Origin of the sequence: Zunongwangia sp. SCSIO 43204, from assembly GCF_019904275.1 — a bacterium.
Lineage (GTDB): Bacteria > Bacteroidota > Bacteroidia > Flavobacteriales > Flavobacteriaceae > Zunongwangia > Zunongwangia mangrovi.
Genome location: NZ_CP063204.1, coordinates 85,145 through 109,949 on the forward strand (window position 1 = coordinate 85,145; position 24,805 = coordinate 109,949).

Below are 24,805 nucleotides of genomic sequence, written 5' to 3' on the forward strand. Positions count from 1 at the left end.
CCACCTATTCTATAAATTAGATTTAACTAACTGGTTAATAAAGGCTTTTAAAGCCTTGCTAACTAACCAAAAAATCAAAATAGCAATTAACTAACGTGACCAAAAAGTCACTAAAAACCAACTAAAATGAGAGATATAATTTGGCTAATCATCGTACTGTTAATTATTGGATGGCTTGTAGGTTATTTTGCCTTTCCAGATCTAGGAAGCATTATACACATTCTTATAGTTCTGGCTGTAATTTTATTACTTTATAGATTACTAACAGGACGCAGGTTATAATTTTTATTGAATCGAATCTATCGAAAACCTCCCAAATTGGGAGGTTTTCTTTTTTATATTTACTCGAAGAAGGAGATTAGATAATAAAAACAAAACTTTGTCTATTATAAATATTCACCCTACAAAATTTGAACTCTATGTGGAATCTAAACAATAAAACTGCCTTAATTACCGGAGGCTCTAAAGGTATCGGAAGAGCTTGCGTAGAAGAGTTTGCACGGTTAGGCGCCAGCGTCATTTTTACAGCCAGAAATAAAGAAGATATTTTAAAACTGGAAGAAGAATTACGGGCGAAAAACTATGATGTAACAGGCATAGTTGCAGATGCGATTATCAAGGAAGATCAGGATAAGATCGCGGCAGCTATGAAAGAAAAATGGGGCAAACTTGATATTCTTGTAAATAATGCCGGCATCAATATTAGAAAGAAAGCTTTAGAATACACTGAAGATGAATATAGAAAAGTGATCGAGATCAACCAATTTTCGGTTTTTGAACTCAGTTTAAAATTGCACCCGTATTTAAAAATTTCAGGAAATTCAAAAATTGTGAATATTGCCTCTTCTGCAGCAATGCAAGATGTTGGTACCGGCGTGCCTTATGCAATGTCTAAAGCAGCAATGCTTCAGCAGACAAGAAGTTTGGCGGTAGAATGGGCAGCAGACGGAATTCGAGTTAATGCAGTTTCTCCCTGGTTTACAGTAACACCACTTACCAAAGGATTACTAGCTAAAGAAGATAGAATGAACCCAATCCTAAGAAGGACTCCGCTTAAACGAGTTGCAGAAGCTTCAGAAATGGCAAATATCGCGGCATTTCTTGCGATGGATCAGTCTAGTTATATCACAGGTCAAAATATCGTTGCCGATGGCGGCATGAGCATTAATGCTATTTAATTGTTTTGTACCTTTAGAACTTACGGCTAAACACTTTATTATGAAAAAAACATTTTTACCACTCTTACTTGCACTAAGTATTATTTCCTGTAAAAATTCTGAAAGCGATAATAGCGAAGCTGAAATGACTTCTGAAACTACTGAAGTTTCTGCTTTTGAAAAAAAAGATGGCATTGGTAATACTATCGCAATGGCAAACGGACTTGATAAGTTTAAAGATGCTACGGAAGTTGAATTTACTTTTAACGTAAAAGTAAACGATACTGTTCGTTCTTCACGCCACTGGAAATGGAATACTAAAACCAGTGAAATTAGTTTAACGGAAGGCGATATTACCCAATCGTACACCAAAAATGATTCGATTCCTGAAGATAAAGTGAGTATCGATCAAAAATTTATTAATGATTCTTACTGGCTTCTTTTCCCTTATCAATTAGTATGGAGTGACGCCAAACTTACGGAAGAAAAAGAAGTCGCTGCACCTATTAGTGGCGACACACTTACTAAATTAGAAGTTGCCTATAGCGCAGATGGTGGTTATACCCCCGGTGATACGTATGATATTTACTACGGAGACGATCACATGATCGAAGAATGGGTTTACAAAGCTGCAGGCGGTGATCGCCAAATGGCAACAACCTGGGAAGATTATGAAGAGTTTATGGGAATCCCTATTGCGAAGATGCACAAATCTGAAGATGGAAGCTTTCAACTTTACTTTACCGATATTGTAATAAAATAGGCTTCATTTTTATCGAATATCAAATCCAGCGTTTTATACTTTTCGTAAAAAACGCTGGATTTTTTTTATTGAAATTGGTCTTAGCTGAATTTTCGGACTGATTGTTGTTTTCACCTTCTTATCAATCAGTTTATTATGAAAAGACTTTACTTCATCACGCTAGGACTACTTTTCATTTTCAATTCCTGTTCTGAATTTGAGCACGAGAATCTTCAAAATCTAGAGCCCACTGAAAAATTGTATTCTAAGCGATTTTTAGAAATACAGGATCAAAACTTATCGATTATCGACCTGGATGTTTTAGATAATTATTGTGATCTACGATCAATTCTTGATGCAAACAGTTGTGATCATCGTCTTTCTGCTATAAAATTCAAGCTTGAAAACAAACAATATCACCTTGTAGCTTATCATACCTGCCCAGATTTTCGAGGAGTATCCTGTTATTTCAGATCTAACTTTATTAGCATCTACAACGATTCTATTTTTAAAGATTATAAAACCAAGTTCTCTATCGATTATTTAGATAAAAAAATTGATAAGCTTGTTGAAGACTCTCAACTTTCGTATAATATAGACCGTCCAAGAAATAATCTATTCTTTATCGACTACCCAGATTCAACTAGAATTTCTGAAGTAAAAATCACATTAAAGAAACTATTTGAAGCCAATGAAGAATTAGAATCTAAAATTCAAAAACCACTAATAAATTGGATGATATTTGATTTAAATATTCCTCCTCCGCCACCGCCACCAGTGTTACCGGATTTGGAATAAGCTTTTGAGATCACTTCTCTAGAATGCCTCTCTTTAAGATTTGCCCAAATTCGTACATATCTTCATAAGAGCAATAAAAAGGTGCTGGTGCTAAACGTATTACATTTGGTTCTCGCCAATCTGGAATTACGCCGTTCTGCATTAAGTAATTAAAAAGTTCTTTGCCTTCCCCATGTAAAAACACCGATAGTTGAGTTCCTCGTTCTTCCTTGTTAGCCGGAGTGATCACTTCAAAAGTGCTATCAACTTCTTTATCGATTTCATGCAAAATGAACTCCAAATAAGCGACGATCTTATTTCTTTTTTCAATAAGAGCATCCATCCCAACCTCGTCAAACATTTGCAATGAAGCTAAATAAGGTGCTAAGGCTAAAACTGGCGCATTACTTATTTGCCAGGCATTTGCACCGTCTTCTGGCTGAAATTCGGGTTCCATTAAAAACCTTCGATCTTTATTATGGCCCCACCAACCCTCAAAACGCGGAATGTCTTTTTGGTTATGATATTTTTCATTCACAAAACAACCTGAAGCACTACCCGGGCCACTATTCATGTATTTATAACTGCACCAGGCTGCAAAATCTACGTCCCAATCGTGCAATTCTAATTTTATATTTCCGGCTGCGTGCGCTAAATCCCAACCTACAAAAGCTCCTACTTTATGCCCGGCTTCAGTAATGGTTTTCATATCAAAAACCTGCCCGGTGTAATAATTTACGCCACCAATTAAAACCAAAGCACATTCCTCTCCTACTTCTTCGATTTTCGCAAGAATATCTTCAGTTCTAAAATTATGCTCGCCGTCTCGTTTTTTCAGCTCAACAATAGCATCTTCAGGATCAAATCCATGAAAACGAACCTGGCTAGAGATCATATATTGATCGCTTGGGAAAGCTTTTTCTTCGCAAATGATCTTGTATCGCTTCTTTGTTGGACGATAAAAAGACACCATCATTAGATGCAAATTGACCGTAAGCGTATTCATTACCGTGACCTCTTTTGGCTTTGCCCCTACCACTTTTGATAGTTGTTCTGCAAAACGCTCGTGATAATCCCACCAGGGTTTTTCAGCTTGAAAATGCCCTTCGACCGCCAAATTTCCCCAGTCACTCATGATTTCATTTACATAGTTCTGAGCCGATCTTGGTTGTAATCCTAAAGAATTACCAGTAAAATAAATCGCATCTTTATTATTTATCTGCGGAAAAATAAACTCGTTACGATATTTAGCTAATGGATCTTTGGCATCTAATTGCTGTGCAAAAGTGCGGGAATTTTCAAATTGCATGTGGATTGTAATTTTTGCTAAAATACAACTTAGGCTTTAGAATAAAGTATTTGAATATTGAAGCTTTTGTGAAGATTTTGGATTGAAATTAGATAGAATAACAATCTGTTTATTTTAGTATTTTTGCCTAAAAGAATTTTATGGAGTTTTTGTCTGAAAGTATTATCGAATATTGCGAAAATCATTCTGAAAAAGAGCCTGAATATTTAGCAAAACTGAATAGAGAAACTCACCAAAAGGTATTACAACCTCGTATGCTTAGCGGGCATTACCAGGGACGTTTACTCAGTTTAATTTCTAAGCTGGTAAACCCACAAAACATTCTTGAAATAGGAACATATACAGGATACTCAGCACTTTGTCTTGCGGAAGGACTTCAAACTAATGGAAAACTTCATACGATAGACATTAATGAAGAGCTTTTTGACTTTCAGCAGAAATATTTTCAGGAATCAGAATTTAAAGATCAGATCATTCAGCATTTAGGTGACGCGACAAAAATAATTCCGCGGCTAGACCTCAAATTTGACCTTGTTTTTATCGATGCAGATAAACCAAATTACCCAAAATACTTTGAAATTATTATCGATAAAATGAATCCAGGCGGCTTAATTTTATCTGACAATGTTTTGTGGAGTGGTAAAGTTTTAGAAGAAGTAAAAAGAAATGATCTTTCTACGGAAGCCCTTTTAAAATACAACAAAATGCTCGCTGAAGATGATCGTATTGAAACAGTGATCTTACCATTGCGCGACGGACTTACCTTAAGCAGGCTTAAAAATCAATAAAATCGATACTCGTATTTGCGATAGATTTTATAAAAAATCCAGGCCATCAATATGCCTACCAATCCACCTACAAACAGGTCACTTGGGTAATGTACTCCAACAAAAATTCGGCTTAAAGAAAGCATAAACGCCCAAATATAAAGTAGCCATATCCATTTATAGGTATGTCTTAACACCAAAACTACGAAGGTTACCAGTACAAAAGCTGAAGAGGTATGACCTGAGAAAAAACTAAAATTTGTTGGTTCTTGCAGAATCCTAATAATCTCGTTGATCTCTGGATTATTATTAGGCCGCAATCGAAGAACAACATTCTTTGTCCAGAATGTAATTCCAAAAGTTACTGCCCAGGAAACTAAAAGAAAGATCGAAGAATAAATAGCTTTCTTTTTATGAAAAGCCAGAAAAAATAAGATGAAGAAAAGAATATACAACGGAATCCAGTGTCTAATTTGAGTAAACCAGATCCAGAAGTTATCATAATCTTCGATGCCTAAACCATTGAGATACACAAAGAGTTCTCTATCCCACTGCTTAAGCTGTTCAAACATTCAGAGAAAGTTTTTTAGAATTTACGTTTTATAGAACCGGTAATCTCGTCGATATCGTCCTTAACTTTATCGATCTCACCTTTTACATCGTTGGTAATGTTTTTGGTATCGATTCCCTGTTTGTCTGCGCTTTTAGTGATCTCGCTTTTAATATCATCTGAGGCATTTCTTAACATCCTCATTCCTTTTCCCATACCTCTTGCGATCTCTGGAATTTTATCTGCTCCAAAAACCATTACTAAGATAAAGATGATAAAACCTATCTCTGCGCCACTAATAAAAAATGGAAGTGTAGTCACCATAATAATAACAAATATAGATACAAATATCTGCATAAAAAAAGCCGACTCGTTAAAGTCGGCTTAAAAATTTATCAACTTTTTTAGACTATCCGTCTGTATTGTTTTTAAATTCTTCAAACTCGTTAGGAGTTTCTTCTTTTGGCCAGCTGTTATTGCTTAGATCTATGTCTGCAGTTTCCAGATCTGGATCTACCACTACTTTGGTGATCTCTTTATCTGTCGCAATAGTTTTAGTTACCTGGCTGTCATTTTTCATCCAAACCTGCACTGGATATTTTTTCATTTCAGTAGAACCATCAGCGTATGTATATTCTACGATCAATGGCATTACTAATCCTCCTGGCTTGTTAAAAGTAACCTGATAGAAATACTTAGGCACTTCTAAATTGCTACGCTCTTCAGAAGAGAAATTATCCATTACATATTCATTCAGTTTCTTAGAGTTTTCGAAGATCGTTTTACCTTTCATACTTTCTTCAAACTCTTCGCTTCCTTCTTCTACAACATAGATTGCATCTATTTCATCTGGGTTAGCACCGTAACGCTCTAAAAGCTCACGCCCTTGTTTGGTTTGTTTATCTGTAACGTAATATTTTTTCACGTCTTCTACACCCATGTCTGTATAATCTGTAGTGTAGAACCAACCTCTCCAAAACCAATCTAAATCTACAGCAGACGCATCTTCCATAGTTCTAAAGAAATCTTCTGGAGTTGGGTGTTTAAACATCCATCTTTTAGAATAAGTATGGAATGCATGATCAAAAAGTTCACGTCCCATTACTGTCTCTCTTAGAATATTTAAAGCAGTTGCTGGTTTACCATAAGCATTGTTACCCAATTGATAAACCTCTTCTGGATTTGCCATAATTGGCGCAATAAAATCCTGGTTTCCTTTCATGTAAGGAACAATATTCGCTGGAATACCACGACGAGAAGGATACGTATCATAACCTTCGATCGCATCTGGATAACGTTCTCCAAATTCCTGTTCTGCCATGTATTGTACAAAGGTATTAATACCTTCGTCCATCCATCCCCACTGGCGCTCGTCACTGTTTACGATCATAGGGAAGAAGTTGTGACCAACCTCGTGGATAATAACTCCCATCATTCCAAACTTTACTCGGTCGCTATATTCTCCATTTTCATCTGGGCGACCATAGTTCCAACAGATCATTGGATACTCCATCCCCTGATTTTTAGCGTGAACTGAAACCGCTTTATGATAAGGATAGATAAATGTGTGATCTGAATAACTTTGAAGTGTAGATGCTACTACTCTGGTAGACCATTTTTCCCAAAGTGGATTTCCCTCTTTTGGATAAATAGATACTGCCATCACATCGCTGTCATCATTCATTTTAACAGCCATCATATCTAAGATAAACCTTCTTGAAGTTGCAAAAGCAAAATCACGAACCATCTCTGCCTTGTACTCCCAGGTTTTTGTCTTTTTCTCGAAACCTTTAGAAGCTTCTACCGCTTCTTCCTGAGTTCTAATAATTACCGGCTCATCATAAGATTTTTGCGCTTTTTTGTAACGCTTCATCATATCTTTGGTGTAAACATCGTCACGGTTTTGAAGCATACCTGTAGCTTCCATCACGTGATCTGCCGGTACCGTAATACTTACTTCGTAATCTCCAAAAGGAAGCGCAAACTCTCCACTTCCCCAAAACTGCATATTTTGCCAGCCTTCTACATCATTGTAAACTGCCATTCTTGGGAAGAACTGAGCGATCTCGTAAGCTCTGTGACCATCTTCAAATTCTTCGTAACCAGAACGTGCTCTATTAGTTACATGATTATTTACGTTATACCACCATTTAACGGAAAACGTAAAGCTCTCTCCCGCCTCTAAAGGCTCTGGAAGATCTATACGCATCATAGTATTATTGATCGTGTAAGAAAGCTTATCGCCACCAGTCTTAACTTCTTCTATATTAAAACCACCATCAAAAGGTTCTTTAAGAAATTGATCTGCAAAACGACCTGGCTGAGAAACAGGTGCCATTCCGCTAGATCCTTTCTCTAAAGCAGGAGCATCTTTCTTACGAATGTTTTGATCTAATTGCATCCATAAATACTCTAGTTTATTTTTAGAGTTGTTATGGTAGGTAATTGTTTCTTTACCGCTTAATTTAGTATTCTCATCATCTAAAACGATATCCATTTCATAATCGGCTTCGTTTTGATAATAAGCTTCTCCAGGAGCTCCAGAAGCCGTACGATACATACTTGGGTCTCTAAATTCCTGATATAATTGTCTAAATTTGTTTTGATTAGTATGACCCTGCGGTTTTTGGGGTTCTTGCTGATCCTGGGCGTTCACACCAGTAATCGCAAACATTAAAAACGCAGAACATAAAAATTTAATTGTCTTCATTTACGTTGGATTTGTTAATTATCGCTAAAATATAATTATTTTCTTAACTGATTTAGAATTAACTACCGAAATTTAACACATCTGTATCGGCATCTCTACGCAGCATTAGGCTTTTTACCTCATCTTTTACTTTTACATTCACAACATTTTTTTGCTCGTCGAACATATCTGTAAGCACTGCATTGGTTATACTTATTTTTTTAAACGGCTCTAAATTCTCGCCTTCAATAAATAAAATCAGCTGGTCTTTATCGTATTTTTTTCCCAGGTATTTTAATCTCACTTCTTTCCCATCTGTTGAAATATGAAGTTTTGATCTTAGATATTTTTGAATTAGTTCTTTTACCGGCCCAGATTCTTCATCTTTGGATAAGGTGATCGATTCGTCATAACGCTCCTCTAAAACTTTCTGAAGATCATCAATAAAAACCTTAGAGATGATTTGAAGATCTTTTTGCTCTTCTTTATATTCAATTTCAGTAACACTTAAATAAAACTTATGAGGAGTTGTTTTGAAAGAAAGACTGGTAAAAACAACCAATATGAGCAATAGTGCTTTTTTCATTTTTTAAAATTTATTTGAAGAATAACAAATTTTAGTCCAAAGCACGAAGTTCACTAATTTAAGTGACTTTTTAAGATTTATACTGAGATTTATCGATTCTCGGTAGCACTTTCAAGTTCTGGCACATCGCCTTCACGGCTTAGTCTTTTAAAATCTTCTGCTTCGGCTTTAAAATAATCGATAAGCTTTAGAGTTTCATCATTAGCTACTAATTGCTGAAGCTCTGAATCGTCTTTACGGGCACAGTAGAACATAAAATTGATAATTTCCGCTTCCTCCAATCCAAAATCATCTGTAAATATCGATTTTGGTATCGTTTCTAGTAGTTGTTGTGCTTCAGCTTGTAATTCGTAATTTGCCTGAGCTTTTTTTAGATATTTTAAATCACCGTTTATCATCCCGATAAGCATTCCTAAACCTCCACCATAAGAGCCTATTTTTCGCTGGGCCATAGTTAGTTTTTTTCGTGGCGGCGGAATAAACATGAGCGGCTTCACCTTCATGTGTTTAATATAACTTTCCAGATCACCAATAAGTTTTACATCACTTAAATAAACATTTTCTAATTGATTGATTTCTTCGGATAAAGTGACCTCCAGAAAGCCTTCGTTTAAAATTTCTTTTGTTATAATAATGTATTCTTTTTGAAATTGCACTGAAGAAAATAAAATACTGTCGTTCTCTCGCACCAAAATACCAAATCGGCCATCGGGCTCGTTCACCGTCCCAGTTTCCGCAGTTAAATTCACAATATTAATGAAAGTATCCCCTAAAGAATCGTTGGTAATCTTCCCAAGTAATTCCTCGCGTTCCTGAGAAAAACCAAAGCTTACTTTAAAAAAAATGAATATAAAAAATAGCCAATATCGCATTATTGATCTTTTCTTTTTTTCCAGGATTCCACTTTATGCTGAAAAAAGTCGAAAAGTGCTGCTTTACTTTCCTGATCTACATAGAGATCAAATCTCTTATCTTCGGCACAGAAATAAACGAACAACAATAGTTCATCTTCGTCGATTCCCATTTTAATAATATTTTCGCGACCAATCAGCATCAGCGACTTTTCCACACGTTCATCATAAACCATATTCGCTTTGATCTTCTTTAATCTTTGACGCTCCCCTGTAATGGTGTTTAAAAGCAAATTTGAAGGATCACCGCCCGTAGCCGCTATTTTTCGATCTATAAGCGGACTAATATCTTGTTTTAGCTGCGGTGCATTTAACTGGTATTTATCGTAAAAATTGATCTTAGAAAAATCCTTTTCCAGATCACCCAATAAGTTAGAGTTTGAAACATAAACCTCTTCCAGCTGATTAACGCCTGGCAATAAAATTACTTCTAAAAAATTGGCTTCCAGAATGGTTTTATTGATTACCACCTCTTTTTTTTGATACTGAACCGATGAAAATTCTAAGGTATCATTCTCATTTACCTGCACCACAAAACGGCCATCTGGATCGTTAGTCGTGCCGCGATGAGCTGTTTTGTTTATAATATTGATAAAAGTATATTCTAAACTATCAGCCAGAATTCTACCTTCTAGTTCTACAGGCTGTTGGGCACTTAAAACCGAAGTGATGGTCACAAAAAGAAATACGAATAAATTCTTTAGCACTATGGATTTTTTAAATTATTACTATCGCTTTTAGTTTCAATATTTTCTTTAGCCAAGAGACCTAAAAACTCTGTCGACGCTTTTTTATAATATTCTAAAAGCTTCAATTTATCTGGATCTTTCAGTAATTCTCGGTATCCCGGTTGCGCAAAGCAGTAATTGATAAAAAGATAGACCTGTTCTTCGGTTAAATGACATTTCTCGAGCAAAAAACTTTTCCGAAGATCTAATTCGGTTTCCAGTTCTTTTTCCTCCCTTATATTTTTATTGAGCTTTTTAAGCATTTTGGTTCTTCCGCTTATTCCATTAATAACTGGATCTAACGGAACGCTCCCCAATAAAAGTCCATACCATTTAAATCTTGTTCCACCGGGCCCAGTGGTTGCAGTGTACAACAATTTTTCTTCGTGACTAAGTGACTCTTGCCTGGACATTGGTGCATTTAACGCATACTTGTCGTTTACAGGGAAGGATTTTATATCTAAAGCTAAATTCCCTGAAAGACTTGGTAATATAACCTCATCTAATTGATTTACATTAAGCTGTAATTCTACAATAAGAAATCCTTTTTTGTAAACCGAAGAATCTATTAAGATTTCTTTCTTTTTATACTGAATTGAAGAAAATAAGATAATATCGTTTACTGAAGCCGAAATCGTAAAATATCCAAATTTATCACTTGTTGTTCCTCTACCTAAAGATGTATTCACAATATTGATGAGACTTCCATCTAAAGAATCGGCTACAATTTTTCCTTCGATCACTTTAGATTGAGAAAAACCAATAGCTGGCATCGCTAAAACAAATACTAATAAAACCTGATTTCGCAAAGAATAATTTGATTGATGATGATAACTAACTAAGAAAATTTAATCGATAATAGAGATTAAATACTTCAATCCCCATTAACAATCTGGATACTCCTAAAGCACTCATCAAGAAAGATCCTATAAATTCTCTAACAGTATAACTTCAATATTTCTAAAAAATTATATTGAAAATCGACAAATATCAATCCAGTGTTTCAACTTCAGCATTTAAATAGCCTTGATATGCTGTGCGTTGCTCTACTAAAAACTGAATGATATCTAATTCGTTTTCTTCTGTAAGCATTCGACCATCCAGACCATTGTCTGCGGCAAAGAAAATAAAGTCGTTTACCTGATTGGCTTCAAGATCTAGCGTCTCTTTGAAGAAATCGTTACTATACATTTCTTTAATTTCGTCATCCAGCTGCGCATAAGGTATTGCTCGGTAATCATTTTTCTCTTTGCCGTATTTACCGGTCACTAACTTAAATACATTAATTAAGTTTAAGCCGTTTACCATATACGTTTGGCCGGAAAGCTGTGCCTCGTTACGAACAGGATGAGTTTCTGGCGTATCAATTTTTGGAGTCCCCATCATTGATACGTTCATATTGGGGATTTGAGCGGGAGTAACTTCGATTCTATTAACATCGACTGCGATCGAACCAGAAAGTGTTCCTGCGGAAACTCGAACCTCTGGAAGTTCGTTTAAAGCAATATTAATAGACACATTTAGCATCCTCGATTCTAAAATATCTTCTGTAATTCTTATAGAGAATTGTTCAAATTGAAGTGAAGAAAAAACAATTCTATCGTTTAAGCTAGCAGTGAGCTTAAATTCTCCCTGCTCGTTAGAGATTGTTCCTTTACTCGTCGCCTCATTAAAAATGGTTATCCCATCTGGATCGTCACCTTCTGGAACAGTAACGTTACCGCTAAGCTGCACGTTACTATTTTGGGAAAATCCAATTGAAGAGACAAGCATTAGAAAACAAAAAATGGTACGACGCATAACATGTATTTATTAGTTTAAAGTAAGAATTCTTAACCTAAAATTAGGTATATACACAGCGTAAACTTTTGTTAAAAGTCTGATTTCTCTCTACTTTTGCCAAAAATGATGATAATGAAGAAAGCAATACTTGCCAGCACCTCAACACTGCATGGCCAGGCTTATTTGGAGTATTTGACCCCACATCTTAATAATCTCTACGGAAGTAATAAGGAGATTATATTTATTCCTTACGCAAGGCCTGGAGGAATTGCTCACGAAGAATATACAGCCAAAGCAAAAGATGCCTTTAAAAAGGCTAATCTTAATATTAAAGGTATTCATGAATATGAAAACCCTGTTGAAGCTGTAGAAAAAGCTGAAGGGATTTTTACCGGGGGCGGGAATACTTTTTTACTGGTAAGCGAATTATATAGGAACGGAATCGTAGAGATTCTTCAAAAAGCCATCGCTGCAGGCACGCCATATATGGGAACTAGTGCAGGTACAAATATTGGAGGCCTTACTATGGGAACAACCAACGATATGCCTATTATTCTTCCAAAATCATTTAAAACCTTAGGTTTGGTGCCTTTTAATATAAATCCCCATTATTTAGATCCAGATACAAATTCCACGCATAAGGGAGAAACCAGAGAAACCAGGATTAAGGAATTTCATCATTTCAATAGCCAACCTGTTGTTGGTTTACGTGAAGGCAGCTGGTTAGCATTAGATAATAATGAAGTGATCCTGAAAGGAAAACTTTCTGCCAGAATCTTCAAATGTAATGAAGAAGCTTATGAGGTTGAAACAGGTACTATACTAACAGATCTTAATTAATGATAGATTACCAGCAAATATTAGATACTATTCAGGAAGAAATGAGTTATCGAGATGTGAAGGGAAAAGTAGCATCTTATATTCCTGAATTAGCAAAGGTAGATCCAAAAAAATTCGGATTGCATTTATATAGAAATGAACACGAATATTACGGTTTTGGTGATCATGAAGAAAAATTTTCTATTCAATCGATAAGTAAGGTATTCACCTTGTCTTTAGCTATTAGAAATTTGGGTACAAAGGTTTGGGAACGCGTTCACGTAGAACCATCTGGAAACCCATTTAATTCGTTAATGCAGTTGGAACAAGATCGCGGAATCCCAAGAAACCCATTTATAAATTCTGGAGCTTTAGTGATCTCAGATATCCTGGTTGATGTTTTAGATGATCCTAAAAAAGAACTACTGGAATTTGTTAGAAAGATCACAGGTGAAGATCATATAGATTATGATGAAAATGTTGCCCAATCTGAATTATCTTCTGGTTACCGCAATATCGCCCTTGTTAATTACATGAAAGCTCTAGGAAACATTAAATGTGATGTAGAAAAGATCGTAGACTTCTATTTCTACTCATGTTCGATTGCCATGTCCTGTAAATCTCTGGCAAAAGCATTTATGCTATATGCGAATAAAGGAGCTATATTACATACGGGAGAACAGGTATTAAATCCTAGTACGGTAAAGCGATTAAATGCTTTGATGCAAACCTGCGGATTCTATGATGAATCTGGTGAATTTAGTTTTGAAGTAGGCTTACCGGGAAAAAGTGGTGTTGGTGGTGGTATAGCTGCTATTCATCCGCAACAATATTCGGTTGCTGTTTGGAGCCCGGTTTTAAACAAGAAAGGAAATTCTGAATTAGGCATGAAAGCCCTGGAAAGACTAACAACCTTAACAGGATTATCTGTATTCTAAAATCTTAATTCTTAGAAATATGAAAAGCTCCTACAAATTAATTGAAGGAGCTTTATTTTTTCACTAAAAGTCGAACAATAAAAAAATGCTCCCTAAAAGAAGAGAGCATTCCTCTATAAATTGAACACTTATAAATTCTAAATTAAAGTGCAGCTACATGCTTAGCTAGCTTAGACTTTAAGTTAGAAGCTTTATTTGTGTGTATAATGTTCTTTTTAGCCAACTTATCAATCATAGAAACTACAGAAGGATAAAGAGTTTCTGCCTCTTTTTTATCTTCAGTGTCACGCAATTTTTTGATTGCGTTTCTAGTAGTTTTATGCTGATAGCGATTTCTAAGCCTTTTAGCCTCGTTGCTACGGATTCTCTTTAACGCTGACTTATGATTTGCCATTACAAATAATTTAATTAATTCTTTAAAAGTAGTCCGTAGGGGAATCGAACCCCTGTTACCAGGATGAAAACCTGGCGTCCTAACCCCTAGACGAACGGACCAAATATTCTCAATATTTTATGCCACTTAAGGCTTCACGACAACACAAATAACTTGTGTTCTTTAGTAGTCCGTAGGGGAATCGAACCCCTGTTACCAGGATGAAAACCTGGCGTCCTAACCCCTAGACGAACGGACCAACAATTTTTTGTTTCAATTGCGGATGCAAAAATACAACTATTTCTGAATGCTGCAAGAGTTCACACAAAAAAAATTAAAAAAATTAATAAGCCTTCGCAAAAAGCACTCTACCCTTAGATGGATTACCCGTTAAAACACAGGCTCCATCCTCTTCTTGTCTATCAAAAGGAACACATCTAATGGTAGCTTTAGTTAATTCTTTTATTCTATTTTCAGTCTCTGGCTTACCGTCCCAATGAGCAGCGATAAAACCACCTTTTTTCTTTAGAACTTCTTTAAACTCATCAAAACTATTTACCTCGGTAATATGCTCATCTCGATAATTTTTCGCTTTAGTAAAAAGTGCTTCCTGAATTTCTTCCATTAAAGCACTAATTTTATCTACTACGCCATTCATCTCGACAAACTCTTTGGTAAGCGTATCTCTTCTCGCAAGCTCTACTGTTCCTTTTTCCAAATCTTTGGGACCTATAGCTAAACGAACCGGCACACCCTGCAGCTCATATTGTGCAAATTTCCATCCTGGTTTTTGCGTATCCCGGTTATCAAACTTAACAGAAATACCTTTTGTGCGAAGATCTTTCACTAATTGATTAGCAACCTCTGATATTTGATCTAGCTGTTCATCTGTCTTATATATAGGAACGATCACCACCTGAATTGGCGCTAATTTTGGAGGCAACACTAAACCTTTATCATCACTGTGCGTCATGATAAGCGCTCCCATCAAACGCGTAGAAACACCCCAGGATGTTGCCCAAACATGTTCTAAACCACCTTCTTTCGTCGCAAACTTCACGTCAAAAGCTTTAGCGAAATTCTGCCCAAGGAAATGGGACGTTCCTGCTTGCAAAGCTTTACCATCTTGCATTAAAGCTTCGATACAATAAGTTTCTTCAGCTCCTGCAAAGCGTTCATTTTCGGTTTTAGCCCCTTTGATTACAGGAGTAGCCATAAAGTTTTCAGCAAATTCAGCATAGATATCATTCATTTGCTTTGTTTCTGCCAGCGCTTCCTGTTTAGTAGCATGTGCTGTATGACCTTCCTGCCACAAAAACTCAGATGTTCTAAGAAACAATCTAGTTCTCATCTCCCATCGAACAACATTTGCCCATTGATTCACCAAAATAGGTAAATCTCTATAAGATTGTATCCAGTTTTTATAAGTATTCCATATTACTGCCTCAGAAGTTGGTCTTACCACAAGTTCTTCTTCCAGTTTAGCAGCGGGATCTACAATAAGCTTCCCTTTATTATCTTCATCATTTTTTAGTCGGTAATGAGTAACTACCGCGCATTCCTTCGCAAAACCTTCAGCATTCTTTTCTTCAGCTTCAAAAAGGCTTTTAGGAACAAAAAGTGGGAAATAGGCATTTTGATGCCCTGTTTCCTTAAACATTCTATCTAACTCGGCCTGCATCTTTTCCCAAATCGCATAGCCGTAAGGTTTAATGACCATACAACCTCTAACCGCTGAATTCTCAGCAAGATCTGCTTTCACTACAAGCTCGTTGTACCACTTAGAATAGTCTTGTTCTCTGCTAGTTAAATTCTTACCCATTATTGTTTTTTGGCATAAATATTGTATCTTTCTTAAACACAATATAGACTTATTTTGTTAGCGCAAAACTAACTAAATTTGTAATGTTCAACAATTAAATAACTAGCTAATGATACGCAATTCAAATTTACTTCACAGAACTTCAGTTTTTCTCACGCCTGTGTTATTGCTATTATTAGCATCATGTGGTTCTTACCAATATTCAGGATATAGCGATGGTATTTATGGAGAATCTTCTAGACCTGTAGATCGCCCCCGCACTGGTTACGAAAGACCTCAAAATGCTAATGAGCAGCGAGAGGAAAAACTCAAAGAGGCTAACTCCTATTATAAGAATATGTTTGCACAGCAAGCAGATATAATAGAAAATGCAATGCAGGAAGATGTTGTGTTTACTGATATCGATTCTTACTCTTCAAATTCCCAGTATAGCGAAGATGAAGAGATGTACGATGAGGAAGGAACAATGGCCTACAACGGATCGTACGCACCTTGGGGACAGGGAGACGCTGATGACACAACAATAAATATTTACAATACAGGTTTCAATTATGGCTTTTACAGCCCATGGAGACGTGGTTTTTATAACCCTTACTTTAATTATGGTTACGGCTATGGCTGGGGCTGGGGTGGCTATGGTTGGAATGGTTTTTATGATCCTTACTGGAGTGTAAATTGGGGATGGGGTAATCCTTATTACGGTGCAGGCTGGGCATTCGGCTGGGGCGGCTTTTACAACCCTTGGCGTTATGGATATGGTTACAATGCAGGATGGCTAGGTAGATATGGCGGATATTATGCAAATAATTACAACCATTACAATCGCCCACAATTTGCTTACAGCAATTCTAGACGTAATACACGAAGCTCATATAATACTGTAAGTAGAAGAGACAATACTACTGCAAGGTCTCGAACCAGAAGTAATTCTTCTTATTCCAGAAGAATTAGAGATATAAGAAACACCGATAGTAACTCACGTAATAGTAGATCTTCATCTACTAGAAGCCGAGTTGCAGATCGTGATAACAATAACGTATACACAAGATCTAATAGAAGAACTTCTAGTTCAACTTACAGCAGAAGCAACTCAAGATCAAGATCATCTGTAGGAAGATCTTCTAGTAACTCTTCTTATCAATCTTCAAGAACTACCACTCCAAGAAGATCATCATCTTCTGTTAGAACGTCTTCTCCAACCAGAAGTTCTGGTTCTGTAGGAAGAAGTTCATCAAGAGGTAGTAGATCTTCTGGTGGCGCATCTAGAGGAGGAAGTTCTCGAGGTGGCCGAGGCGGAAGAGGATAAAATTGAACCAAATACAATAATGACCTTACAGTTACTACTGTAGGGTCTTTTATTGCCTAAATTTGAATATAACACCTAGATTATGAAAAAGATTTTAACTTTAACTACACTGGCATTTTTATGTTTCTGCAATCTGAATGCTCAGGATATAACCGATGCTTTTAGATATTCGAATACGGATCTTAAAGGTACAGCAAGATTCCAGGCAATGAGTGGTGCTTTTGGCGCTCTTGGGGGAGATATTTCTGCTATAGGAATAAACCCGGCAAGTTCGGCTGTATTTTTAAATAGTGCAGCTACCCTAACATTTTCTGATGCTTCAAAGGAGAATACAACTTCATATTTTAATGGTATCACCAATTCAGAAAATGATGATTTTAACTTGAATCAGGCTGGTGTTGCTTTAATTTTCAACTCGAATGGTGATAGTGAATTCACAAAATTTAGTTTTGGGGTAAATTATTCCGAAGAAAATAATTTTGAAGACGCCTTTAGAGCAGACGGTACCAGCAACAGTTCTATCGATTCTTACTTCCTAAACTATGCACAGGGTATTCCTTTAGATCTATTAATTCCCTACGACGATGAAACCATTGACGGCCTTTACTCTTACCTAGGGGAAAATGAAGGTTTTGGTGCTCAGCAGGCTTTTTTAGGATATCAGGGATATATCATAGAACCAGAAAGTGAAGATCTAGATAATACAAGCTATTATTCCTTATTATCACCGGGACAATTTCAGAATGATTACAATTATATATCTACCGGACTAAACGGTAAGATTTCATTTAACTTTGCTGCGGAATTCCAAAGGAAACTATACCTGGGTGTAAACCTGAATAGCCACTTCATAAATTACGATCGTACGACTCGTTATTTTGAAAGAAACATTAATAGCGGAAGTGAAACAAATGAAATTTCATTTATAAATTCCCTCAGTACAAATGGTGATGGTTTTTCTGCCCAAATAGGGGGTATTTATAAAATTACAGACCAATTTAGAATTGGAGCAACTTATGATTCTCCTACCTGGTACAATATAAGAGAAGAAGCAACTCAATCTTTACGTACTTATAGTGACCTTTATGATGATAGTGTAATCGTAAATCCAGATGTAGTTAATGTTTATCCTGAATACACCTTAAGAACCCCAGGTAAAATTACCGGTAGTGCAGCAATAGTTCTTGGCGGGCAAGGTTTAATTAGCGTAGATTACAGTTATAAAGACTTTTCAAATACCGAATTTCAACCAGCAGATGATGCAGAGTTTATGGTGCAAAACAATATTATTTCTGAAACCCTAAAAGCAGCTTCTAGCGTAAAAATTGGTGGAGAATATAGAATTAACAACTGGAGTTTAAGAGGAGGTTATCGTTATGATGAAAGTCCTTACCAAGATGGTGTTACTATGAGTGATCTTGATGGATATTCTGCAGGTATCGGCTATAGTTTTGGTGCATTTAAAATTGATGCCGCTTATACTAATACACAATATTCTGAAAGTATCGCGCTTTACCAGGTTGGTTTAACCAATAGAGCGACTATAGACAGAGAATTTTCAAGCTTAGTATTTTCACTAAGTTTTGGACTATAATATTAAAATCTCGATTATCGAGTAAATCTCGCGATTTACAAGAAAGCCTAATATGCGAAAATCTTCGTTTTATTAGGCTTTTTTATTTCATAAGACTAAAGTGAGAACTAAAGTTATGCCTACTGCTAGAATTAAAGTTCACATATTCTAAATTAAACCAATAATCATCTTCAGGTAAAAGCTCTCCATTCACAGTACCGTCCCACCCTTTACTTTCTGGATCAAGTTCTTTTACGAACACACCATTACGATCAAAAATCCGAATTCGAAGTACTTTATAATCTGCATTTTGTGTTATTCGCCATTGGTCGTTAAATCCATCTCCATTTGGAGTGAAGAAAGCATCATATCCAATCACGGTAAATTCTTCGGTTAGGATTTCTCCACATCCGCCAGATTCCCTAATAGCTATCTTATGTAGTCCTCTAGAAATATTATTAAAAATAGTGGCACTTGTGAAATCTCCATCATCTAAACAATACTCGTAAGTAGAAGAATGTCCCGTGGTAGTTTCAGCAAGTACTTCTACATTCCAAGTATTTTCAAAATCACCTCTTAAAACATCGATTTTCATTGAAGAAGGTCCTGATAAATATTCTATCGTTGTAGAATAACTAATTTCGCACCCCGTAAACTCTTCGATTAACACCAAAGTATAATTTGGGTTAGCAGATTCCTCAAATAAATAAAGATCATATTCTTCTGAAACCAATTCATTACCATTATACCATGCATACTGGTAACTTTTTCCTAAATCTTCTCCCAAAACAAGCTCTTGTACAAACAAGCCATCTCGATCTACACATACCTGATAATTTTCCTGTAAAATTGCCTGCGGAAAAGCTCTGAAATCTAATTGAATTTCAACCACATCTGAAGCACAGCCTGAAACAAGATTAAAAATTCTTGCAAAAACTATTTTATCACCCTCGACATTATAAGAAGTTGGATCCTCGATCCTATTCCCCAATTCTACAGCATCCTGACTCTCGTAATATTCAACCTCATAAATATTTTGGTCATTTTCATCGATATTAGACGAAATAAGCTCGTATTCTTTCTCGGTTAGATCTGCAACCCCCTCCTGCTCACAAACAAAAATAGATTCAGCAGGCTCTTTTATCTTTGGCTTATCATAAAAAGAAACCTCTACACTATCTTCGCTTTCTCCATCTGCAGTTTCAATTTTCACTTGATAGTTCCCCGTTGCTGTCACTCTTAGCTCAGCATTAGTTTCACCCGAAATTATTACAAAATCACCTTGATTTTCATCGAAAACCAACCATTGATAGCTTAAAGCTTCTTGCGCTTCTGCATTTAAAGTAGTTTCATTTTCACCACATACTACACGATCGCTGCCCAAAACTCCGTTTAACACATTACAATCTGTAGAACCAGCATTAGCATCGTTATTGGTTTGTTGCAAATTGATGTATCCGGGTAGTTCGCTATAATTGGTAATTAGAAAAATATAAATTTCTCCTTCTTTCGCGTTGGTGATATTTGCGATTTCAACAGCTTCATCTGAATAAGAGCAGTCCAAGTGATTTTCTTCGGAAAGCGCCTCGTCACTGCAGTAATCACCTGAAGCATTAAAAGGACCCCAAACCACAAAATCTACATCTAAAGCTTCTCCACTTCCATCTTCATTCTCGCTTTGAGATATTAAAAATTCAAGATCCCCAGAATTTTCAATTTGAAGGTAGAACCAGGAAGGATATCTGGGAAATTCAACACAGCCATAATCAGGACCGCTTTCCCCAGCCACTACATCACTCACGAGCTGATTTGAATTTGGAAAAACGAACTCTCCATTTCCCGCACAAAAAGGTTGAATTTCAGAACAACGGGAACCCTGCGCACTAAGTGTTGCAACCAACAAAACCAGGCATCCAAAAAGACATATTTTTACTGTGTTTCCGCGCATTGCGCGGCAAATTATAAAAATATGTAACACAAAAATCTATTAATAGACAAGACGCAGGAAAATCAGTATTAAATGTATTAAATGTGTATCTTTGCAAGCTAAATGAATACTTTACGACTCATAGCGTAAAACGGCATGAAAATAGACAAAGTTTTGAATGAAATTGATGAAATGGGTGATGCACACGCCGGAAGTAGTGCAGAAACACCTATAAGAAAAGATGCTTTTGAAGTTAGTGACACAGATAAAATCGCACTAATAAGAGAAGATGTAGAACATATAATGCAAACACTTGGTTTAGACCTTAGTGACGACAGCCTTAAAGGCACGCCGCAACGTGTAGCAAAAATGTTTGTTAATGAGATCTTCTCTGGGCTAGACCCTAAAAGAAAGCCTAAAGCATCGGTTTTTGATAATAAATATAAATACGGTGAGATGCTTGTAGAAAAAAACATCACTGTTTATTCTACCTGTGAACACCACCTTCTTCCTATAGTTGGAAAAGCACATGTAGCTTACATTTCTAATGGCACTGTCGTAGGTTTATCTAAAATGAACCGTATCGTAGATTATTACGCTAAGAGACCACAGGTACAAGAGCGAATGACGATGCAAATTGTACAGGAATTGCAAAAGGTTTTAGGAACAGATGATGTAGCATGTGTAGTAGACGCGAAGCATCTTTGTGTAAATAGCCGTGGAATTAGAGATATTGAAAGTAGTACAGTAACCAGCGAATTTGGAGGCGCTTTTAAAAAGAAAGAAGTTCGTAGAGAATTTTTGGACTACATTAAGCTAGATACTACATTTTAATTAAATTGCTTTCTTAAAACTACGCTCTTTATGGCGCTTTTCGAAGAACAACAGCTAAAAATTTACAATTCAATTTCTGGAGAGAAAGAAGTATTTAAACCTATAAACGATAGCCACGTAGGCATGTATGTTTGTGGACCTACCGTTTATAGCAATGTTCACCTTGGGAACTGCCGTACTTTTATTTCTTTCGACCTGGTTTTTAGGTATCTTAAACATCTTGGTTATAAAGTAAGATACGTTCGTAATATTACCGATGCCGGTCATTTAGAAAATGATGCTGAAACAGGTGAAGACAGAATTGCAAAAAAAGCAAGATTAGAACAAATTGAACCTATGGAAGTAGTACAGAAGTACACTGTAGACTTTCATAATATCCTTGAGAAATTCAATAACTTACCACCAAGTATAGAGCCTACAGCTACTGGACATATCGTAGAACAGATCGAGATCATTAAAACCATCATCGATAAAGGCTATGCTTATGAAGCTAATGGCTCAGTTTATTTTGACGTTTTAAAATATAACGAAGAAAAGCACTACGGAAGATTAAGCGGTAGAGCGATCGAAGATATGATCGCAAATACAAGAGAGCTTGCTGCACAAACTGATAAAAAGAATCCTCAGGATTTTGCTCTCTGGAAAAAAGCAGAACCACAACATATAATGCGTTGGCCTTCACCTTGGAGTGATGGTTTCCCAGGATGGCATTTAGAATGCACTGTAATGAGCACTAAATATCTTGGAGAAGAATTCGATATTCACGGTGGCGGAATGGATCTTAAATTCCCACATCATGAATGCGAAATTGCTCAAGGCGAAGCAGCAACCGGTAAAGATCCGGTTCATTACTGGATGCATGCCAATATGCTTACGCTTAACGGCAAAAAAATGGCTAAAAGTACAGGCAACAATATTCTTCCTGAAGAACTTTTTAGCGGAAGAAACGAAGTTATAGGGAAAGCATTTTCGCCTAACGTTGCACGTTTCTTTATGTTACAGGCCCATTATCGTAGTATTTTAGATTTTTCTAAAGAAGCACTTAGCGCGAGTGAAAAAGGGTTTAATAGATTAATGGATGCTTATGCATCGACAGATGAATTACCAGAATCTTCAGAAAGCACTTTCAATCTAGCTGAATGGAAACAATCCTGCTACGATGCCATGAACGATGATTTTAACAGCCCTATCTTAATTGCAAAATTATTTGATGCTGTAAAATCTATAAATGCGATAAAAGAAGAAACATTAAAAATTTCATCTAAAGACAAACTAGAGTTGAAGCAAGCTCTTCATGATTTCTTATTCGACATTCTAGGTTTACGCGATGGTGAAACTGCTTTAGACGATGACTCAGATAAACTTTCAGGAACAGTAGATCTTTTAATTAAACTTAGAGCTGAAGCAAGAAACAATCGTGATTTTGCGACTAGTGACAAAATTCGAGACGAATTACAAGAGCTCGGCATTCAGCTAAAAGATGGAAAAGACGGAACTACTTTTTCTATCAATTAAAACAGATAATCAATAAATGGATAACTATGCTTAAAAAAATGCTTATTTATCCATTTATTGTTTTGGTTAAGTTCTACCAGAATTTTATCTCCCCTCTTACTCCTGCAAGCTGTAGATACAGCCCAACCTGTTCTAATTACACACTCAAAGCTTTAAAAAAACATGGCCTTTTTAAAGGTGGATGGTTATCCCTTAAACGTATTATTAGTTGTAATCCCTGGGGAGGCAGCGGTTACGATCCCGTTCCATAACCAGCCACGATCAAACGATCTTACTAAAGCGATTAAACTTCATTTTATAGGCGAAGTTTTATCAAATATGTATATTTACATTTCAACCGAAATTCACAATAATGCTTATTAATGCCATTCGATGGAGCCCTTCTGAAGGGATAGATTTAGGAATACTTACCATTCACTATTACAGCCTCATGTTTCTAATAGCATTTGGCTTGGGATGGTATATCATGAAAGCGATATACACTCGCGAAGGTATTGCTTTAGAAAAATTAGATTCGCTTTTTATATACACTGTTCTAGCAACCCTAATTGGTGCTCGTCTTGGACATGTTCTATTTTACGACTGGGACTATTTTCAGGATCATTTATTAGAAATATTCTTACCAGTTAAATTTGAACCTGAATTTCAATTTACTGGTTTCAGAGGACTTGCTAGCCATGGTGCTGCGATAGGAATTATCACCGCAATGTATTTATATAGAAAACGGGTTCTAGATAAGCCAGTTTTATGGATTTTAGACCGAATTGTTATTCCTGTGGCCAGTGGAGGTATTTTTGTACGAATTGGTAATTTTATGAATTCAGAGATTATAGGTATCCCAACTGAAGGTGATTACGGAGTAATATTTCAGAATTTAGGAGAATCATTTCCACGACATCCTGCGCAGTTATACGAAAGCTTTTGCTACCTCTTAATCTTCCTTCTATTGTATTATCTATACTGGAAAACCAATAAAAGATTCAAAATTGGATATATTTTCGGCTTATTTTTAGTGCTTTTATGGACCGTTAGATTCTTTGTAGAATTCGTAAAAGAAGCCCAGGTAGAAGAACGTGCTACTTGGCTACTAAACACAGGACAATGGCTTAGTATACCATTTATTATTGCAGGACTTTATTTTATGTATCGTCCACAAGCAAAACCGCAAAACACAACAGAATAGTGATAAAACGATTCATATTTTTAGGATTAGCAGCAACCACCTTTTTCTTTAACTCCTGTAAAGATGACGAAGAAAAAAAAATTGAGCCTGAAAACATCGAATTTCGAGATGATGCAGATCTTTATTTAATTTCTAAGGAAGGTGATACTATTAATATGCTGGATATCGAAATTGCAGATGACGATTACTCTAGAGAAACTGGTTTAATGTACCGTGAATCTATGGAAGAAAACCAGGGAATGCTTTTTGTTTACAATCGAGAATCGATGCGTAACTTTTATATGAAAAACACCTACATTCCTTTAGATCTGGTTTTCTTTGATGCAGATAGCACGATAGTAAGCTTCCAAAAAGATGCACAGCCTTTAGATGAAAGTATTTTACCTTCAGAAGTTCCGGCACAGTTTATTTTAGAGATAAATGCAGGCTTGTCTGAACGTTGGAATTTGAAAACTGGTGATCGTTTTAGTGTTCCGCAGTAAAATTGATATAAGGTTATAAACTAAAATAAGGGCTA

Annotated in this window: 26 protein-coding genes and 2 tRNA genes; 14 read left to right on the top strand and 14 right to left on the bottom strand. The window is 36.2% G+C overall.

Annotated features, from left to right (window positions below):
• Window positions 1-126: 126 nt before the first annotated feature.
• The 4 genes from INR75_RS00435 to INR75_RS00450 all read left to right on the top strand — a co-directional run bounded on the left by INR75_RS00435 (window position 127) and on the right by INR75_RS00450 (window position 2,697).
• Window positions 127-282 carry a lmo0937 family membrane protein gene (locus INR75_RS00435; protein ID WP_139219220.1) on the top strand — a complete coding sequence of 52 codons (156 nt, stop codon included), beginning with the start codon at window positions 127-129 and terminating at the stop codon, window positions 280-282.
• Between the two features lie 137 nt (window positions 283-419).
• Complete coding sequence (locus INR75_RS00440; RefSeq protein WP_223090333.1) at window positions 420-1,178, top strand: SDR family oxidoreductase; 759 nt, start codon at window positions 420-422, stop codon at window positions 1,176-1,178.
• A 40-nt stretch (window positions 1,179-1,218) separates the two neighbouring features.
• Window positions 1,219-1,920 (top strand): hypothetical protein, encoded by a 702-nt coding sequence (locus INR75_RS00445; protein WP_223090334.1) that lies wholly within the window; start codon window positions 1,219-1,221, stop codon window positions 1,918-1,920.
• A gap of 135 nt (window positions 1,921-2,055) precedes the next feature.
• The gene (locus INR75_RS00450; protein ID WP_223090335.1) at window positions 2,056-2,697 is read left to right on the top strand and encodes a hypothetical protein; all 642 of its coding nucleotides are present in this window, start codon (window positions 2,056-2,058) and stop codon (window positions 2,695-2,697) included.
• Between the two features lie 10 nt (window positions 2,698-2,707).
• On the opposite strand, the gene kynU is transcribed toward INR75_RS00450, so the two are convergent.
• The gene (gene kynU / locus INR75_RS00455) at window positions 2,708-3,985 is read right to left on the bottom strand and encodes a kynureninase (protein WP_223090336.1); all 1,278 of its coding nucleotides are present in this window, start codon (window positions 3,983-3,985) and stop codon (window positions 2,708-2,710) included.
• Between the two features lie 140 nt (window positions 3,986-4,125).
• On the opposite strand from kynU, the gene INR75_RS00460 reads away from it, so the two are divergent.
• Complete coding sequence (locus INR75_RS00460; protein WP_223090337.1) at window positions 4,126-4,773, top strand: O-methyltransferase; 648 nt, start codon at window positions 4,126-4,128, stop codon at window positions 4,771-4,773.
• Here INR75_RS00460 and INR75_RS00465 read toward each other — a convergent pair.
• From INR75_RS00465 to INR75_RS00500, 8 genes are all read right to left on the bottom strand, one after another.
• A complete protein-coding gene (locus tag INR75_RS00465) occupies window positions 4,767-5,324 on the bottom strand; it encodes a phosphatase PAP2 family protein (protein WP_223090338.1) in 558 nt (185 codons plus the stop codon). The two genes, INR75_RS00460 and INR75_RS00465, sit on opposite strands and share 7 nt — an antisense overlap.
• 14 nt (window positions 5,325-5,338) lie before the next feature.
• A complete protein-coding gene (locus tag INR75_RS00470) occupies window positions 5,339-5,659 on the bottom strand; it encodes a twin-arginine translocase TatA/TatE family subunit (RefSeq protein ID WP_255584606.1) in 321 nt (106 codons plus the stop codon).
• 52 nt (window positions 5,660-5,711) lie between these two features.
• Window positions 5,712-8,012, bottom strand: coding sequence for a M1 family metallopeptidase (locus INR75_RS00475; protein ID WP_223090339.1), 2,301 nt, complete (start codon window positions 8,010-8,012; stop codon window positions 5,712-5,714).
• A 58-nt stretch (window positions 8,013-8,070) separates the two neighbouring features.
• Window positions 8,071-8,577: a DUF6702 family protein gene (locus tag INR75_RS00480; protein WP_223090340.1), complete on the bottom strand. Its 507-nt coding sequence runs from the start codon at window positions 8,575-8,577 to the stop codon at window positions 8,071-8,073.
• Window positions 8,578-8,666: 89 nt separating this feature from the next.
• Window positions 8,667-9,449 carry a hypothetical protein gene (locus INR75_RS00485; protein WP_223090341.1) on the bottom strand — a complete coding sequence of 261 codons (783 nt, stop codon included), beginning with the start codon at window positions 9,447-9,449 and terminating at the stop codon, window positions 8,667-8,669.
• Complete coding sequence (locus tag INR75_RS00490; RefSeq protein WP_223090342.1) at window positions 9,449-10,195, bottom strand: carboxypeptidase-like regulatory domain-containing protein; 747 nt, start codon at window positions 10,193-10,195, stop codon at window positions 9,449-9,451. Before INR75_RS00490 ends, INR75_RS00485 begins: the two co-directional genes overlap by 1 nt.
• Window positions 10,195-11,025, bottom strand: coding sequence for a carboxypeptidase-like regulatory domain-containing protein (locus tag INR75_RS00495; protein WP_223090343.1), 831 nt, complete (start codon window positions 11,023-11,025; stop codon window positions 10,195-10,197). The genes INR75_RS00490 and INR75_RS00495 overlap by 1 nt, the downstream gene beginning before the upstream one ends.
• Before the next feature lie 181 nt (window positions 11,026-11,206).
• Window positions 11,207-12,016 (bottom strand): carboxypeptidase-like regulatory domain-containing protein, encoded by an 810-nt coding sequence (locus INR75_RS00500; protein WP_223090344.1) that lies wholly within the window; start codon window positions 12,014-12,016, stop codon window positions 11,207-11,209.
• A 114-nt stretch (window positions 12,017-12,130) separates the two neighbouring features.
• On the opposite strand from INR75_RS00500, the gene pepE reads away from it, so the two are divergent.
• Together pepE and INR75_RS00510 are read left to right on the top strand one after the other, a co-directional pair.
• The gene (gene pepE / locus INR75_RS00505) at window positions 12,131-12,838 is read left to right on the top strand and encodes a dipeptidase PepE (RefSeq protein WP_223090345.1); all 708 of its coding nucleotides are present in this window, start codon (window positions 12,131-12,133) and stop codon (window positions 12,836-12,838) included.
• Between the two features lie 2 nt (window positions 12,839-12,840).
• The gene (locus INR75_RS00510; protein ID WP_223091815.1) at window positions 12,841-13,755 is read left to right on the top strand and encodes a glutaminase; all 915 of its coding nucleotides are present in this window, start codon (window positions 12,841-12,843) and stop codon (window positions 13,753-13,755) included.
• 142 nt (window positions 13,756-13,897) lie between these two features.
• Here INR75_RS00510 and rpsT read toward each other — a convergent pair whose 3' ends face one another.
• The 4 genes from rpsT to proS form a co-directional block, all read right to left on the bottom strand.
• Window positions 13,898-14,149, bottom strand: a complete 252-nt coding sequence (rpsT, locus tag INR75_RS00515; RefSeq protein ID WP_041580101.1) for a 30S ribosomal protein S20 — start codon at window positions 14,147-14,149, stop codon at window positions 13,898-13,900.
• Window positions 14,150-14,178: 29 nt separating this feature from the next.
• Window positions 14,179-14,250: transfer RNA gene (locus INR75_RS00520), tRNA-Glu, on the bottom strand.
• Between the two features lie 65 nt (window positions 14,251-14,315).
• Window positions 14,316-14,387, bottom strand: a tRNA-Glu gene (locus tag INR75_RS00525).
• An 84-nt stretch (window positions 14,388-14,471) separates the two neighbouring features.
• Window positions 14,472-15,950: a proline--tRNA ligase gene (proS, locus tag INR75_RS00530; protein ID WP_223090346.1), complete on the bottom strand. Its 1,479-nt coding sequence runs from the start codon at window positions 15,948-15,950 to the stop codon at window positions 14,472-14,474.
• Between the two features lie 109 nt (window positions 15,951-16,059).
• On the opposite strand from proS, the gene INR75_RS00535 reads away from it, so the two are divergent.
• Together INR75_RS00535 and INR75_RS00540 are read left to right on the top strand one after the other, a co-directional pair.
• Complete coding sequence (locus INR75_RS00535) at window positions 16,060-17,256, top strand: hypothetical protein (RefSeq protein ID WP_223090347.1); 1,197 nt, start codon at window positions 16,060-16,062, stop codon at window positions 17,254-17,256.
• A gap of 82 nt (window positions 17,257-17,338) precedes the next feature.
• Complete coding sequence (locus INR75_RS00540) at window positions 17,339-18,850, top strand: OmpP1/FadL family transporter (RefSeq protein WP_223090348.1); 1,512 nt, start codon at window positions 17,339-17,341, stop codon at window positions 18,848-18,850.
• Window positions 18,851-18,932: 82 nt separating this feature from the next.
• Here INR75_RS00540 and INR75_RS00545 read toward each other — a convergent pair whose 3' ends face one another.
• Window positions 18,933-20,777 carry a T9SS type B sorting domain-containing protein gene (locus tag INR75_RS00545; RefSeq protein WP_223090349.1) on the bottom strand — a complete coding sequence of 615 codons (1,845 nt, stop codon included), beginning with the start codon at window positions 20,775-20,777 and terminating at the stop codon, window positions 18,933-18,935.
• A gap of 135 nt (window positions 20,778-20,912) precedes the next feature.
• On the opposite strand from INR75_RS00545, the gene folE reads away from it, so the two are divergent.
• From folE to INR75_RS00570, 5 genes are all read left to right on the top strand, one after another.
• Window positions 20,913-21,590, top strand: coding sequence for a GTP cyclohydrolase I FolE (gene folE, locus INR75_RS00550; RefSeq protein WP_092543026.1), 678 nt, complete (start codon window positions 20,913-20,915; stop codon window positions 21,588-21,590).
• A 30-nt stretch (window positions 21,591-21,620) separates the two neighbouring features.
• A complete protein-coding gene (gene cysS, locus INR75_RS00555) occupies window positions 21,621-23,105 on the top strand; it encodes a cysteine--tRNA ligase (RefSeq protein WP_223090350.1) in 1,485 nt (494 codons plus the stop codon).
• Between the two features lie 26 nt (window positions 23,106-23,131).
• On the top strand, window positions 23,132-23,356 hold the full coding sequence (gene yidD / locus INR75_RS00560) for a membrane protein insertion efficiency factor YidD (protein WP_223090351.1): 225 nt from the start codon (window positions 23,132-23,134) through the stop codon (window positions 23,354-23,356).
• 101 nt (window positions 23,357-23,457) lie between these two features.
• A complete protein-coding gene (gene lgt / locus INR75_RS00565; protein ID WP_223090352.1) occupies window positions 23,458-24,288 on the top strand; it encodes a prolipoprotein diacylglyceryl transferase in 831 nt (276 codons plus the stop codon).
• On the top strand, window positions 24,288-24,770 hold the full coding sequence (locus tag INR75_RS00570; RefSeq protein ID WP_370629869.1) for a DUF192 domain-containing protein: 483 nt from the start codon (window positions 24,288-24,290) through the stop codon (window positions 24,768-24,770). The genes lgt and INR75_RS00570 overlap by 1 nt, the downstream gene beginning before the upstream one ends.
• Window positions 24,771-24,805 lie beyond the last annotated feature (35 nt).